Origin of the sequence: Bythopirellula sp. (assembly GCF_041737835.1) — a bacterium.
Classification (GTDB): Bacteria; Planctomycetota; Planctomycetia; order Pirellulales; family Lacipirellulaceae; genus Bythopirellula.
Genome location: NZ_JBGSQY010000017.1, coordinates 1 through 14,369, shown reverse-complemented (window position 1 = coordinate 14,369; position 14,369 = coordinate 1). Strand labels below are relative to the sequence as shown.

The window sequence follows — 14,369 nt, the reverse complement described above, 5'->3', positions numbered from 1 at the left end:
GTCTGCCTTATTCATCGTCGTCGAGGCCAGCCATCCGGTATTTAATATCGTAGTTGACGAGGGCATCGATCTCGCTTGCGTCTAGCCCAAGCCGCTTCCCAAGGATTTGATCGATTTCATCAATGACATCCTTCGCCGCTGCCGCCTTCATTTCATCGTATTGAATCGTATGCCCCTGCTTGGTCTTAATCGTCTTCCGATTGGACGACTCCGCCAATCGCTTACGAAGGCGCGAAGCCAATCGCAGCCAATCATCGTCAAGAATGTTCTCAGGGATAGGAAACGTTCGCAAAAGCACGTCGTTTACGTGTTCGCAATCCGAGAACAGGCTGTAGTACCAATAGAAAAGTGACGAATTCAGCAGGCAGGCAACGAAACTCGCGGCGTTCTTCGACTTAAAACGCACAACTCGGCCATGCGGAGGTTCCATCTGCTTTCCATTTCGGGAGAAGAACGGAAGCCCATCTATTGCTTTCAGCCAATATCTGCACGCTTCCTGATAGTAAAGTAAGCCATCGCCCGATTTCGAGGTCAACGACTCTACCGTCAGCGGTTTCGTTTGAAGCTTTCTGAAAATACTCTCGTCAATTGCATTTCCCACCTTCGCAATTCGATGACCGTGGAGCCGGACGTCATGTTCAGCCAAGGCAAGGAGCTGCATGACGGTTGAACGCTGCTCGCTGTAGAAACGGTTGATTCGTGTCGAAACGAACCGAGGCGATCCTTCAGTTATTGAAATCAGAACTACGACAGGCATCTCGACGCCCTCGAAAACGGATTCTGGCCTCCGAGGAAACGGAACAGTGAACAGCGAACCTCTTTTCTTGAGGATATCCTGAAGGATTGACATTCGCTCTGAAGAGATGGCTGTTAGTTGAACGATCAGACCAACCGGTGATGACGGCCTAACAAGGGCAATAGAGCGCTCAAATACGAACGCATACAGGTTCTTTGTGGGATAGGTGTGAAACGAGTTCGGTCGAAGCTCATATGTTGCGGAATTCGCAGAATAGACAACATACGGCGGATTGCCGATGATTACATCAAAACCGCCGCGATGCATGATGCCGTAAAACTCAACGAACCAGTGAAATGGTTGGTGGCTCACTTTCCACTGATCGAACAATTCCGGCTTCTTGCCAGCTGGGTCGATGCCGTACTCGCCCGCCAGATACCGATCCAGTTCCGCATCGAGCTTCGACAACCGGCGGCGAAGCTCCTGCTTGTCCTTCGTGGTGACACGGCCACCATGCGTGGTTTGCTGCGCACGAAATTGCCCGAATGCCTTCTCTACGGCCAGCGCATCTTCCTCGATCCGCTCAACCTCTTTGGCCCCAAACCCGAGCGTGCCGGCCTGCGACTTGCGCACTTGGTCGAGCGAGACATAGCCCACCAGCGTGTTGCCGGCGCGAATGTTGAAATCGATGTCGGGAAGCGGTTCGATTTGTTCGAAACGCTCGACCTGTGCGGCAAGTTTTAGAAAGAGTCGGAGTTTGCAGATTTCGACTGCCTCCTCCATGATGTCTACGCCAAACAGGTTGTTAATGATGATCGACTTGAGGATGAAATAGCGCTCGTTCGGATGCTTTCGGATCTGATCCAAAACGGCACGGAAGTCTTCGAAACGCTTCTTCTTTGCGGACCTTGCAACGGGCACAGGTACCGGGCCCGGAAGTGCCTTAATCGCCTCGGGCGTGAAACGTGACTGATGGTAAGCGACGACCTGTTCGATCTCCAGAGCCCGCGTTTCGTTGCCGTTGCGGATGTAGAATATTTTCTGTTTGGTATCGCTGAGAACGTAAGCGGCGGACTCCGCTGGAAAGACACGCAACCAAAGCACTTGCTTGCCTTCCAATGTCACGAACTGTGCCCGAACTTTCTGACTGTTGAGAACGCCGAAGTGATTGACGAAGAGCTGACGCAGCCAGAGTTCGTAGCCGTCGGTGTTCCGTTCCGAGTCTTTGGAAAAATAAGCGTAGTCTGCCTCCAGGCCGAAGGGGATTCCCTCATCTTGCACGCCGACGATGACGTCGCCGCCGGCGGTGTTTAGCATCGCCGCAACAGACTTCAGGACATCGTGGTTTCGTTCTTTGTCCTTCGCTTTCAGTATTTCCTTGCGTTTGTCCTCGGGCATCGCGGCCTGCGCTGTCTTGATGCAGTGCCGCATCGTAGCCTTAAACTCGCAGCGGTCGTTCTCACCGCGGGCGATGATGGCCTGCAACTGTTCATCCGTGGTCGGGGCAGCATCGGGTTCGTCGAGAAAACTCGCCATCCCTTGAAGGCAGTCACTGTAAAGCGTTTCCAAAATCCGGAGAGCGGCGAAGAGGAATGCCCCCGACCCGCATGTTGGGTCGAGTACGGTGATTCCTGGTTCGAACTTCTCATTCGACTTCTCCGGCACTCGGCCGGCGATGGCCTGCCAGAATGCCCGGACTAACTCAGGCCCCTCGCTGTTGACGATGGCATCGCGCGCGAACTGCCAAATGTCGAGGTTAAGAGTGATCAAATCGTTGATCGTGTGGACCTCGCCTCGCCGCAGTTTTTCTCGTAGCGATAGGCACCGCTGCCGGCGGGCAACGTGCTCCCGCCAAGTTTCCGTCGGCAGGGCGAAGGGTTCGGCTGCTGCACGGTTCCACCCCTCGCGTTTCGACACGTCCTTGATACCCGAATCAATCTCCTTCGGAAGAGGAGTGACGTTTCCCTGGCTGTCGACAACGCCCTGGCGGACGGCGGCGTAAATGTACCGGTCGGGGTCGTCGCGCAGGAGTCGCCAAAGAAAGCTTTCTGGCTTGAATGCAATCGGACATTTCTTCTGGGCGGCGTCGAACAGAAACGGAACAATCGTGTTTTTGCTGATGTACTCGGTAATGTCCTCTTTGGTGTAGTATGCCCCCATTTGCTTCTGGTTGATGTACTTTTCGAAGATGTAGCCGACTACGTCCGGATTGATCTCGTTGTCCTGTCGCAGCGGGCGCTCGTCGAGATGCCAGCGAAACTCGTCGAAGAAATTGAACAGCTTTTCGAACGCTTTATCAGGAATGTCAATTTCGGTATTCCGCTCCTCAAGTTGATGCACTTCAAAGAAGCCACCATTCAGATACGGAACCTTGCCGAGCAGCTTTTCCAGCTCGCGATCCAACTTGCGTTCTTTTTCCGCGGTGCCGAGTCCATCGTGAAACAGCCGGAGCAAGAAATAGCGATAGAACGAATGAAACTTGTCCTTCCCCTTGAGCTCGGAGACTTTTTTTAACCGATTGCGCAGATAATCCGTGTCGCTATCGAGAAATCCCTTCTTCTGAATGAAGTACACGAACATCAAGCGATTGAGCATGAGCGAGGTGTACCACTGAAGGTCGGCCTCGGATTTGATTCCCTTGATCATCTTCAGGAATGCCGCGTGCTCTGCCTTGAATCGCTCGTAGAACTTCTTGGTGACCTTTTCGACATCGAAGGCCTTTCTGACCTTCGCCGTGGCCTGCACCAAGGTGAACGTATCTTCCTCATCGAGGCTGACGGCGATTTCTTCCAGTCGCTGAATCAGCGGATCGCCAGACTGGGACGCATCGAAGCGATGATCGCGACTGGCTAGCGGCTTGCCTGGCTCGCGTCGAACCCATTGCCAGACCTGTTGGCCCGCAGTTTGATCTGCGTAGATCACAAAGTGCTCGCGGGCAGTCTTTGTTAGTTGATGATCGATCTTGAGTCGCGTTGCCCGGTCTGGGATGGAAGAGCAAACGTAGGCTGCAAACCCGCGTTTCTGCGCGACTGCCGAAAGCCGAACAACGCCACCATCGACGGGAACGTCGAGCTGAGCTTGGTGCTTATCCCATCCCAGGTGTTCGCGAAAGAGAGTGCTGAAGTCGAATGACTTCAAACACTTCCGCACGGCGGTAACGTCGATCTTCATCCTCGAAATCCCTTCGATTAGCTGGTCTGGCGCAATCCCAGTGAGCAGATGACTTGCGGCTCCGATGCGGTTTCGTCGTCGGCTACGCGGCAAAGTCGCGCGTCTTGACGGAGCGCAATAACGAGTTCGGCAAGTGACTGGTCGTTGATGCCGCTCTTCAATTGGCGGTTCAGCGTATCAGTGGCTGACTGGAGCAATGGATACTTGTAGATGTCTTCGATGGCCTTGGTGAGTTCGGAGTATTGCTCCCCGCGAGCGAACAGCGTTCCCTTGAGGTCATCGACAAAGTGTTTCAGCCGTTCATAAGTGCGAAATCGAGCACCCGAAGGGCGACCAAGCTGGCCACCGACCGACTTTTCGGTTTCGACGATGAGCTTGACACCCTTCGCGACCATTTCGTGATGCCGTTCGTGGCGGGAAAGCGCCGGCGTATCAGGGGAACAATCCGCAGCTTTGAGGATTGCAAACTGAGATTCGGTGACGCTCCTGCCCTCTTTATTTACCCAAGCCAAGGCATCGTTTCCTTCTGCGGGGCGAAGGTAAACCAAGGCTCCTTCGGGCTGATCAGCAGTCGGTTCGTGGCTGCGGGTGGAGTAGACGACATTTGGCAATGCCGCGATTACCTTCTCCAACTCGGGATGGCGGTCGATGGCGTTCTTCCAAATTTGGTATGCATAGGAAGCCAGATCCACCTCGGTGTCATCGTCGCCATCAAGAATGCCGGATTTTTCATGGTACAAATTCAATAATGGCTGGTCGCTCTGCTCATCATCGAAAAAGGCCTCGTCGGTGCCGACGACTTCGGCGTTTTCCTTTAGGCGCTGGCGAACCCGGCTGCGCAATTGGATGATGCGTTCGACGCCGTCGGCCGGCAGGAATGAATAGCAGAGAATAGTGTCCGACTTTTGCCCAATACGGTCGATACGGCCGGCCCGCTGGATCAGTCGGATAATCGCCCAAGGAAGATCGTAATTGACGATGATGGCGCAGTCTTGGAGGTTTTGACCTTCGCTGAGAACGTCGGTCGCCAACACGACACGGAGCTCATCTGAAGGCGTAACTTTGTTCCGCTTGCCATTGCTGACCGGGCTGAAGCGATGGGCGACCTCGGTGGGATTTTCCGTATCCCCTGTGACGCCGGCGAGTGCCGCGACTCCGCGTGCGCGTAGTTGCGAATTCAGGTAGTCGACGGTGTCCGCGAATTGCGTGAAAAGCAGCACCTTTTGCTGGGGGTGTCGTTGCTGTAGGAGATCGATAAGTGCAAGGAGTTTGGCGTCGCGACGTGCATCCCACGAACCGGTCTCTTTGAGCACCTTCATCAGAGCTTTGGCGTCGGATCGGAGATCCTTGGCCAGGCTTTCTTCGAACAATGCCGGGCGAAGCCATTTGAATCGACGGCGAAATTGAGCCGCATAAGCCTTGTAGATTTCGGCAGCGCGGCTTTTGAAGTCAGCTTCTGACAAAACTTTGCCAACCTGCTTGGTCGGATCAGCCTCGTCGCCACTATCGCCATCAGCAGCATCCCAAAGGTCACTGTCCTCGTCATTGGCAAATGTGTCGAGCAAGCCCATGTCCTGCGTGCCGATCGGTACGGGCAGATCATTTTCTATTGCATGCAGGAAAATGTAATTGCGCAGGACGTGACGTTCTAAAGAAAGAACGAACGCGTGGCCGCTGCTCTCCAATCGTTTGAAGAGATTCGTTCGGCAAAAACCCTTGAGGCGGCTACCGGCGCGAGACAGGTCGTTTAGGACTTTGCCTTCGTCGGGCGTGGGAGGCTTGTGTGGCGAGGGCTTTTGATAATTGCCGAGGCCGTACCTAGGAAGCGTCAGCTTGTTGACAGCTTTCACGACGTCATCGGCGAAAAGACTTGCGTACTGGTCGTTCGGGTCTTGAGGGTCAATCGTGAACTTGATCGTCTTCGGAACCCGCATTGGAAAATATGAGCGAGTTCCGTCCGCGAACTCAAGGTATTTTCGTTGGTTGCCAGAGTCGAGCTTTGCGTAATTGTCTTGAATAAAGCTGCGAGTGCGGCGGACTAGGTAGAGTCGCATCAGATCTCGCCAGTCATCGGCATGTTCACTCTTCTCGAAGGCTGCCAGCGACCGGACCGGACATTGGTGGCGACGAATGAATTCGGTTTCGCCAAGGATTCGAAGCAGTTTTTCGGGACGAACACCAATATCCTCGTTCTCGTCAATAAACAGTCGAAGCTGGTTTGAAAGATCGAGGTACGTCTTGTTGTAGGGCGTTGCGGACAGAAGAATGACCTTGCTGTCGTTTGAGTTAATGTATTCGGCGATGGAGCGATAGCGCTTTCCCTCTCGGTTGCGAAGGTTATGGCTTTCGTCGATCAACACCAAGCGATATCGCCGCAGGTCCGGCAACTCGCGTTGCACATTGGTCACCGACAACACTTTGGCACGCAAGCGATACTGCTGGCGGTAATCCTCCCACATCGGGACTAGGTTTCTGGGGCAGATAATGAGTGTCTCGACTCCATGATCGTCTTCAAAAATACGAGCCAGCGCTGTTGCCATGAGCGTCTTGCCGAGCCCTACCACGTCACCAATGACGACGCCGCCGCGCTTGTTGAGATGGTGGGCGGCGATCTTAACCGCTGCCTTCTGAAACTCGAAGAGTTTGTCTCCAAAGTCTGTGGGAATACGGAACTCGGTCAGGCCCGCCCTCGCCTCTTGCGCCAAGTGATAGGCCATCTTGATATAGATGTGGTACGGCGGCAGCATCTCCTCGCGTGCCCAACTGCTGTTAATGATCTCGACCAATTCTTTCGAGATGTCGATACAGAACCGATCATTCCATCGCTCGTCAAACCACTGGGCGAGCTTATCGCAGGCGTCGTGGTCTAGGACGTCGATGTTTAGTTCGCCCTGTTTGGATAGGCCCGCAAAGGTAAGGTTGCTGCTGCCCAGATACCCAGTAGTCGGGTTCACAGGGTCTTGGCGAAAGTGAAGGTAAAGCTTGGCGTGTAGCGTATGCCGCAAGAATAGTTTGACGACGAGCTTCTTCGATTCGATCTGGGCGGCGAGACGACGCAACCCCGCTTCATCTTCATTCGTGGGGATGCCCAGCATTAACTGATCACGAAAATCTTGAGCCAGCTTTCGCTTTAGCACGATGGCAGTGGCTTGATCGATCTCTTCTTCGCCTCGTAAGAGTCCGAACGTGGATCGCAATTGGTCTTGCGGCATTTGCTGCATGCCCACAAGCAGCCGACAACAATGACCTTCGCCACCGGGCCATTGTTCAACCAACGAATCGACTTGCTTCCAACCACGTAAGTTAAAGTAGCCAACGCAAAAATCAGCACGCTCTGACAACGCGAGAGTCTCGCGAAGGGCGGGAAGCAACGACTTCTCAATGTTGTCGAAAATGCGCGGCATGAATCGGTTTCACTTTCTCAGCGAATGTTCGATTTGGGGGCCTTGGTGGGCTTACTGATCCTCCTCAAGAAGTCTTCCAAATCGGCCCTGCGAAAAAGTCGGTAGCCATTCGCTGGGTTCCGGTGCATGGGAATCTTTCCTGCTTCGGCCCAAGCTCGAACTGTGCCTTGGGATACGCCGAGAATCTCGGCTGCCTCCGCCACTTTGACGTATTCGCTCAACTTGGTCATTTAACGCCGTCCAATTCGTAGGGAATTGACGCCAGCCCACAATAAGTCTATCAAACTCTACAGCTGCTTGACAGCAGCTGGGGGGGGCAATTTACCTACGCGGGGACAGCCCGCCAATTCTCAGCATTGTGCCGATCGCCGTGACACGTTTGGTCACGCGGTATGAAACACTTCCAGAAATCCCAAGGAATCTAGGAGTGGGCGTAATGCGGATTTCTAGGTGGATGTTGGCTTGCTCGAAAACTCTCCCCAAGCCAATTTGTTCGCCACCCACGGCGTTCGATGATTCGCGCGATACCACTCCGCCGTGCGGCTGTTTTCGCCGAGTTCGTAACCGATGTTCTGGATGCGGCTGAGCAGGGGGAACAGTTCCTTACGGGTTCGCTGGTACTGCGAGCGGAAGTTGCAGGTGAAGCACTTCGGGTTGCGGGTACACCAGTTGGTCATTAGCCACACGAGCCGCTTGCGATCAACGCCCCAGCCCCACGGCGTCCAGATCGGGCGGGTGTCGCAATGGTGGCTTTGCTCCGGCGTCGGTTCAGACTTCGGCTTGTTGTAGCCGGAGACAAGCAAGATCGTGTGCTTGGGATCGTGTTCGACGAGATAGTCGATGCCCCATTCAAAATACCGCAGCGCATCGGGGCTCGGCACCGTATCGTCCTCGAGGTGAACGACGTGGTCGGCCTTCAAGTGAAACGCCCGCATCAACGTCGCCAGCGTGTTTCGATTTAATCCGAGCCGGCGCTCGTTGACCACCAAGCGGCATTCGCAGGCGTCAAAATCGCGAAAGGCCGCGATCACCTCGGCGTTGCTAGGTTCGACATTGGGAAGCAACATCCAATCGCCGATGCCGTCGCACTTCGCCAATGCGTCGAGTACGTCCCGCGTGTATTGCGGACGGCGGTAGGCCGTCATCGTAATTACTTTCATGGGATGCTCCTGGCGAGTAGGGCTTGCCGGCCAAGTTGAACGAGCGTGAAACCGGCGGATTCGGCCAGGGGAATTGCCAACTCGCCTTTCCCGCGCCGAGGCAAATCGGTGTCGTCGATCAACAGCACGGCATGCGGCGAGAACCTCGGCAGTGCCGCGACGAACGCATCGGCCGCCCATTGGCGACCGTTTTCCTTGTCGGGATGGGGACCATCGAGATACAGCAGATCGATGGGTTGCTGGAACGTATCGAGGAACCAGATCCCGTCGCAGGTCAGGCAACGCACCCGCGGAAATTTGTTACCGACAAGCTTGGCCGTGAGTCGCGTGGCGCGGCAATCGACATCGACCGACCACGTCGCCAGGCCCGATTCGCCCCAAGCGAGCGTGCTGTGCCCATCCGACTTCTGCGCACCAGCGCTGCGAATGCTGCCGAGTTCGACAATGGTCTGGCCGCCACGTTCGCGGACCAGATCAAGCGCCGCCGCGAACAAAAACTCGTTGGATCGTTTCATCGTTATTCCTCCCGGTGGACGTAGATCGCGTCTTGGTGCGTGGGATGGCGGTTGTAGTCGGCGGCACGCACGAAGCCGTGACTGATGAGAAAGGCATGCAGTTCCGCTGGATCAGTCCAACCCGCTGAGGGACAGTCGCCGTTGCGGCGCTCCTCGAGGTTGATCCACCGCACGCGCCCCGATCCGAGCAATTCGATGCCGCCACGCAGCGCTGGCAATTCGCTTCCTTCGATGTCCATCCACAACAGGATGCGATCTTGCCGGCCCATCTCCCAGTCAAAACGGTCGAGCGTCCACACGTCGGTCGGGATCTGGCGCTCGCTGTCGCCCAGCGGCAACAGCGATGCACGCTTGGCATCGCCGGCGATGTCGAATAGCGTGGCCGTACCTTCCGTCTCGCCGATGGCGACCTTCGCCAAGGCACCGGGAAAACAGTCTCGCAGCAGCGATTGGTAAGTTGCCGGATGCGGCTCGCATCCAAACACTTTCAGCTTGGGATATAGCTTCCGGAGTGTAAGCCATTCCGATTTCGGCCCCACGCCGATGTCGTACAACGCCAGCGGCGCGCCGCGAATGAACTTGGCGATCACAGCTTCATACAGTTCTTGCGTGTTCACGACGTTCCTCCTTAACGCTTGCTTGTTCGTGAAGTTGGACCCAGTCGCGATCCCAACGTGGTTCTAGTTGCGTGACGCGTTCGGCCGCGAATGCCCCCAGGCGTTCGTAGCCGCTGGCTCCCATCGCCGAGAGATGCGAGGAGTGCGCCGTGTACCAGCGGTAGACGTAGCTCGGGCGGTCGTCGAACTGGATCGGATCGCTGCGCCGCAGCTTGGCTGACTTGAATCGCTTGAGCAGACCTTGGTCTTGACCGCTCTGAATGAACGGATAGCCACAGACCTGATCGAAGGCTGATCGCCGAAACGCCCAGGCCCCATGAAACAGGTACTGGTTCTCCTTACGTTCGAGCCGATTCCGCTTGTCGACGTAGAGTGCGGTGGGAATCGAATAGTCCGCGTCGGCCAGGGCTTGCGCGGCGGCACTCAGATGCCACGGCAGGTAAATGTCGTCGTCATCCCACACGCAGTAGGCGTCCACGTCGGACGACACGAGCGCCGCCGAAGCGTTGCGTTTCTCGCCGAGAGTGCGGAACCGCTGCGGTACGGAGACGATCTGCCAACCCTTGCCGCCTTGGGGCGTGTACTGGTCGGCGTCATCGAGCACGATCAGTTCGCGCAGTTCCGCCGGGTAGTCTTGGCGAAGGAAAGATTCAATGGCTTGAGCTAACAGTTGTGGACGTTTGTAAGTCGCCGCGATGCATGCAATCCTCATTTGATTTCTCCTGAAGCCAGGCTTCGCAGGCGCGAAGCAGGCGGGTGCGATGGTGGATATGGGCTTGCCAGTTCCGTCCGTGGATGGAGTGCGGCGCGGGTAGTTCGGTAACAGCCACGCGGTGAACTCGATTGAGTCGTCCCGAGGCTTGACGGGCGGTGTAACTAAAGAGGATGTCTTCGCCGTTGCCATCGGGCCTTCCACCACGCTGAATCTCCGCGAAGTGCGGCGCGACCTCGAAGAATCTCGCGGCGTAGCGCCGGTGGGCAAGCAGTACCCGCGTCAACACGACGGGAACTTCCACGTCGCCCTGCATGTTGCGTGCGTAGGAACCATCGGGCTTGGGCGTTCGCCCAAAGACGCCGTGGATCACTGCGGGATCGGCTTTCCAAGCTTCGTCGAGCGCGGCCAGCGATGCTTGCGGCAACTCCACGTCGTCATCCTGTATCAACACGCAATCGTGCTGCGCGAGACACGCAGCAGCGAAGCGGGTGTAGAGCCCGAGGTCTTGCCCCGCGTTAATCACTTTGGCACCCGCGATTGGTCCGAGCGACGCATCGGGATTGTTGTTCCAGACAATCGCCTCGTTGACGAGACCGCCGGCGAGCCAACCCGCGACGATTCGTTGCACATTGGCCGGTCGCTTCCAGTTGAGAATGACGCCGGTAATCATGCGGCCACCTCGCTTTCGGTGGTGGTGCCGTGAAAAGTATGGGCGTGGGGAATGCCCGGCACATCGCTCACATGCTGGCCGATCGCTTGAAACAGCCGCTTCCAGGCCGACCAGATCACGTCAGGGTTCGCGAGTTCCTTGTCCAAACGCTCGCGGGCCTGGCGTGCAATCCGCTGCCGCAGCGGCTCGTCGTAAGCCAGCACCGCCGCCCAGTGGGCCAGTTCTTCATCCGACGAGCCGAGGAAACCCGTCTCACCGTGATCGACCATTTCGCGCCAGCCCCAGTCGTTCTGTGCGACGACCGGCACCCCCGCCGCCATCGCTTCGAGGCCTGCGCGGGGCCAGTTCTCGCGAGCGCCGCCGTTGATCGGCAGCAGGCAATGCAGGCGGGCGTAGAACTCGCGCACCGGAATCGCCATCGGCCGCAGGCAATCGGCCCACCACGGCGGCTTGCCCAATTTGTTCTGGGTGCGATCATCGACGCCCAGCAGAATCGCTCGCTTGCGGCGGATTTGGATGCGCTCGTAAATCGCGAAGGTATTGCTCGACCATTTGTCGAGATCGGGGCGGGCGACGCGGCCGACGAAAAACTCTTCCCCCGCACCATGTTCGCGCGGAAGGAAGTCCCACTCCGCCAGGTCGAACGCCCCCCGGATCAAATGCCCCGTTTCCGGCTTGTAGCCGTACTGTGCAAGTTGCGGTTCGAGTTGGCTCCGCTGAAAGTCCGACTGATAGACCATCGCGTCGGCGGGTCCATGCTGGCGAAAGAAGTCGGATTCGTGGCTGAACATGAAGGTCATGCAGTTGACCCAAACTATGGGGCAACCGAGTGCTCGGAAACGTTGGGCGTTGCGAATGAACTCCGAGTTGCACATGCCGACCACCGGCGAGCCAGCCAAACCAGGGACGCGCTCTAGTTCGTCGGCCGAGGTGTGATGCGTGGTGCAGCCGAGCGCGTCGAGCTTCGCTTGCCACACCGGATCGCTGCCCCAGGTTGGGATCAGATGCACGTCGACACCGAACTGTCGCCACAGCCGGATCGTGTGCCAAGCCTCGGTGTTTGCTCCGCCCATTTCGCCCGGATAGCCGATGAAATACAGTCGCATAGTTCGTTAACTCCCTGAAGGAAAACCAGTGCCGGAATTGTTGCCGCCGCTCGAACCACTGGACCCACTTAAGCCACTCGACGGTGGTGAAGAACTGCTCGTGGGCGCAGCCCCGGATGACGAACAAGTGGGAACGGTGATCGTCACCAGCTCGCTGGCCGACATGCCGCACATGTTCACGGCGTCGACGCGGTACACATACGATCCGCCGCTGCTGACGCTGTAGTCGTAGAAGTAGGTCGTGTTCGGACCAGGCCAGCCGATTTGCACGAAGCTGGTGTCGGGCTCGCTCGCCAAGCGGCGGTAGACAATGAATAGGAATTCGTCGAACGAATTGTCGGTCCAGTACAGATAGACATAGGGTGTGGCTCCGCTGCACAACCCAAAGGCACCCAGAGCACTAGGGGCTGCCGGCGGCGAACAATTCGACGAACTACCCGAACCACTCGGCGTTCCCGAGCCGCTCGATCCGCTGGAACCCGAGGGGTGCGGTGCTGAAGAACTATGCGCCGAGGAACTCGATGAGTGCGGCAGCGAACTGCTCGGTACGCTTGATCCGCTGGAACCGGAGGAAGTCGCGGACGATGACGGCTGCATGCTGGAACTCGACACCGGCGCACTAGAACTGCTGGAACCGATGGCGCTCGATGATGGAGCGGACGATGAACTGGACGAGTGCAAGTGCGAACTGCTCGGACTGAGCGAACTACTCGAACCCGAAGAATGGGCAGACGATGAGGGCGTGCCGGAAGAGCCGCTTGAAGTGGACGAAGCGCTGCTACTTGATGAGGGGAGCAAGGCACTTGATGACGATGGTTCCACGCCTGAGCTCGACAACGTCGCACTCGAACTACTGGAATCCGTCGCACTCGACGATAGTTCCGAAGAGGAACTGGACGAGCTGCTTGCGGGCGGGCCGCTGCTGGATGACGAACTGTTATCCTCGCCGGAACTGGATGACGAGCTGCTCGGCGCGCTGCTACTCGATGAACTGCTGCTGCTCGATGACGAGGAACTGGATGACGATGAGCTGCTGCTGGAACTACTCGCCGGCAACGAGGAAGAACTGCTCGACGATGAACTGGAGCTTGAACTCGAACTGGACGAACTCGAGGAGCTGCTACTGCTGGACGATGAGCTGCTTGACGACGAACTGCTCGAACTCGAAGAGGAAGACGAACTACTGGAACTGCTGGGTGCGCTACTGCTTGATGACAAGCTGCTCGAACTGCTGCTCGGCGCGCTGCTGCTGGACGACGATGAAAGTTCGCTCGACGATGGTTCGCCGCTTGACGAGCTGCTGCTCAGGCTGGACGAGGAACTGCTCGACGAGGGGCACGGCGGACATTCTTCCGGCTCATCGCAGCAACAGCCGATGAACGCATTCCGCTGCCACGCGCCGCGCGTGGTCTGGCCGGTGCGCAGGTTGATCGTGACCGTGCGATAGTAAACGTAGCGCGAGTTCCCTTCACAATCGACCTTCGTTTCACCGACGGTGACCGAGCCACCCGGCGGATCGGGTGGATCGGTGTGCGAGCTGGAACTGGAGCCGCCGCTGCTGGAACTCCCGTCGCAGCAGACGTACACATCGCACTCGGGCGCATGCTCCATCGATTTGAGCGCCCCGCATTCAAACTCCAGCCGCAGCGCCGGAAACACAATGCGGTCGCCGTCGCGAGTCGGACAGCGGGACAGCAGTTCCACGGTTCCCGTCATGCCGCCCACGCCGCCAGGGCAACCGGAACTGGAACTCGAGTCGCCACTGGAAGACGAGGACGATGAAGAGCTGCTACTGCTCGGCTCGCCCGACGACGACGAACTGCTGCTGGAACTGCTCGAACTCGAAGAGGATGACGAACTGCTGGAAGAGGACGACGAGCTGGAACTCGACGAACTGCTACTCGACGAGCTGCTGCTGCTCGACGAACTCGAACTGCAGCAGCCTTCGCCCAGCGCGAGCACTTCCCACTTGCAGCTGTCGGCATAATGCTTGGCGACACCAAACGTCCCCGCAGGGACCGAAGTCGCCTTATCACACGAGCAATCGCCCGAGGAATCGGGTTTGTCGCACAGGTCGGGGCAGACGATGCCGATCGAATCGTACACGGTGAAGGTCAGCGGAACTGGGCACCACTTGCCGTCTTGGTACAGCACCAGCTGCGCTTCGGCCGAACCGCAGCGGGCCAAGGGCGTGAGCAGTACGAATCGCCAGTGGTCCTCATAACCGGCGAGCAGTTGCCAGCGACCTTCTTGCTCGTTGTAGTGGCACCAAACC

At 57.3% G+C, this 14,369-nt stretch carries 13 protein-coding genes; 4 read left to right on the top strand and 9 right to left on the bottom strand.

The features are described from left to right. Nucleotides 1–7: 7 nt before the first annotated feature. The 9 genes from AC6T8Q_RS03485 to AC6T8Q_RS03445 all read right to left on the bottom strand — a co-directional run bounded on the left by AC6T8Q_RS03485 (nt 8) and on the right by AC6T8Q_RS03445 (nt 12,094). A complete protein-coding gene (locus AC6T8Q_RS03485) occupies nt 8–3,907 on the bottom strand; it encodes an Eco57I restriction-modification methylase domain-containing protein (RefSeq protein ID WP_500677757.1) in 3,900 nt (1,299 codons plus the stop codon). A gap of 17 nt (nt 3,908–3,924) precedes the next feature. Continuing rightward, entirely contained in the window at nt 3,925–7,002 is a 3,078-nt protein-coding gene (locus AC6T8Q_RS03480) for a helicase-related protein (RefSeq protein ID WP_500677756.1), read from the bottom strand. 326 nt (nt 7,003–7,328) lie between these two features. Beyond that, complete coding sequence (locus AC6T8Q_RS03475) at nt 7,329–7,541, bottom strand: MerR family transcriptional regulator (RefSeq protein WP_500677755.1); 213 nt, start codon at nt 7,539–7,541, stop codon at nt 7,329–7,331. 216 nt (nt 7,542–7,757) lie between these two features. Further along, on the bottom strand, nt 7,758–8,471 hold the full coding sequence (locus AC6T8Q_RS03470) for a glycosyltransferase (RefSeq protein WP_500677754.1): 714 nt from the start codon (nt 8,469–8,471) through the stop codon (nt 7,758–7,760). Next, nucleotides 8,468–8,986 carry a class I SAM-dependent methyltransferase gene (locus AC6T8Q_RS03465; RefSeq protein ID WP_500677753.1) on the bottom strand — a complete coding sequence of 173 codons (519 nt, stop codon included), beginning with the start codon at nt 8,984–8,986 and terminating at the stop codon, nt 8,468–8,470. The genes AC6T8Q_RS03470 and AC6T8Q_RS03465 overlap by 4 nt, the downstream gene beginning before the upstream one ends. 2 nt (nt 8,987–8,988) lie before the next feature. Then, entirely contained in the window at nt 8,989–9,603 is a 615-nt protein-coding gene (locus AC6T8Q_RS03460) for an FkbM family methyltransferase (protein ID WP_500677752.1), read from the bottom strand. Next, nucleotides 9,581–10,315: a glycosyltransferase family 2 protein gene (locus tag AC6T8Q_RS03455; RefSeq protein WP_500677751.1), complete on the bottom strand. Its 735-nt coding sequence runs from the start codon at nt 10,313–10,315 to the stop codon at nt 9,581–9,583. Before AC6T8Q_RS03455 ends, AC6T8Q_RS03460 begins: the two co-directional genes overlap by 23 nt. Next, nucleotides 10,254–10,988: a hypothetical protein gene (locus tag AC6T8Q_RS03450; RefSeq protein WP_500677750.1), complete on the bottom strand. Its 735-nt coding sequence runs from the start codon at nt 10,986–10,988 to the stop codon at nt 10,254–10,256. Before AC6T8Q_RS03450 ends, AC6T8Q_RS03455 begins: the two co-directional genes overlap by 62 nt. Then, nucleotides 10,985–12,094: a glycosyltransferase gene (locus AC6T8Q_RS03445; protein WP_500677749.1), complete on the bottom strand. Its 1,110-nt coding sequence runs from the start codon at nt 12,092–12,094 to the stop codon at nt 10,985–10,987. The genes AC6T8Q_RS03450 and AC6T8Q_RS03445 overlap by 4 nt, the downstream gene beginning before the upstream one ends. A gap of 28 nt (nt 12,095–12,122) precedes the next feature. On the opposite strand from AC6T8Q_RS03445, the gene AC6T8Q_RS03440 reads away from it, so the two are divergent. The 4 genes from AC6T8Q_RS03440 (at nt 12,123) to AC6T8Q_RS03425 (ending at nt 14,318) form a co-directional block, all read left to right on the top strand. Beyond that, nucleotides 12,123–12,320 (top strand): hypothetical protein, encoded by a 198-nt coding sequence (locus AC6T8Q_RS03440; protein ID WP_500677748.1) that lies wholly within the window; start codon nt 12,123–12,125, stop codon nt 12,318–12,320. 138 nt (nt 12,321–12,458) lie between these two features. Beyond that, the gene (locus AC6T8Q_RS03435) at nt 12,459–13,541 is read left to right on the top strand and encodes a hypothetical protein (protein WP_500677747.1); all 1,083 of its coding nucleotides are present in this window, start codon (nt 12,459–12,461) and stop codon (nt 13,539–13,541) included. Nucleotides 13,542–13,754: 213 nt separating this feature from the next. Continuing rightward, entirely contained in the window at nt 13,755–14,081 is a 327-nt protein-coding gene (locus tag AC6T8Q_RS03430; protein WP_500677746.1) for a hypothetical protein, read from the top strand. Nucleotides 14,082–14,084: 3 nt separating this feature from the next. Continuing rightward, nucleotides 14,085–14,318, top strand: a complete 234-nt coding sequence (locus AC6T8Q_RS03425) for a hypothetical protein (RefSeq protein WP_500677745.1) — start codon at nt 14,085–14,087, stop codon at nt 14,316–14,318. Nucleotides 14,319–14,369: the final 51 nt, after the last annotated feature.

What these genes read in the sequence shown, in the direction of transcription:
- AC6T8Q_RS03470 (WP_500677754.1), bottom strand. Translation starts at nt 8,471, where the DNA reads ATGAAAGTAATTACGATGACGGCCTACCGCCGTCCGCAATACACGCGG.
- AC6T8Q_RS03445 (WP_500677749.1), bottom strand. Translation starts at nt 12,094, where the DNA reads ATGCGACTGTATTTCATCGGCTATCCGGGCGAAATGGGCGGAGCAAAC.
- AC6T8Q_RS03465 (WP_500677753.1), bottom strand. Translation starts at nt 8,986, where the DNA reads ATGAAACGATCCAACGAGTTTTTGTTCGCGGCGGCGCTTGATCTGGTC.
- AC6T8Q_RS03455 (WP_500677751.1), bottom strand. Translation starts at nt 10,315, where the DNA reads ATGAGGATTGCATGCATCGCGGCGACTTACAAACGTCCACAACTGTTA.
- AC6T8Q_RS03480 (WP_500677756.1), bottom strand. Translation starts at nt 7,002, where the DNA reads ATGCTGGGCATCCCCACGAATGAAGATGAAGCGGGGTTGCGTCGTCTC.
- AC6T8Q_RS03475 (WP_500677755.1), bottom strand. Translation starts at nt 7,541, where the DNA reads ATGACCAAGTTGAGCGAATACGTCAAAGTGGCGGAGGCAGCCGAGATT.
- AC6T8Q_RS03450 (WP_500677750.1), bottom strand. Translation starts at nt 10,988, where the DNA reads ATGATTACCGGCGTCATTCTCAACTGGAAGCGACCGGCCAATGTGCAA.
- AC6T8Q_RS03430 (WP_500677746.1), top strand. Translation starts at nt 13,755, where the DNA reads ATGCGGTCGCCGTCGCGAGTCGGACAGCGGGACAGCAGTTCCACGGTT.
- AC6T8Q_RS03485 (WP_500677757.1), bottom strand. Translation starts at nt 3,907, where the DNA reads ATGAAGATCGACGTTACCGCCGTGCGGAAGTGTTTGAAGTCATTCGAC.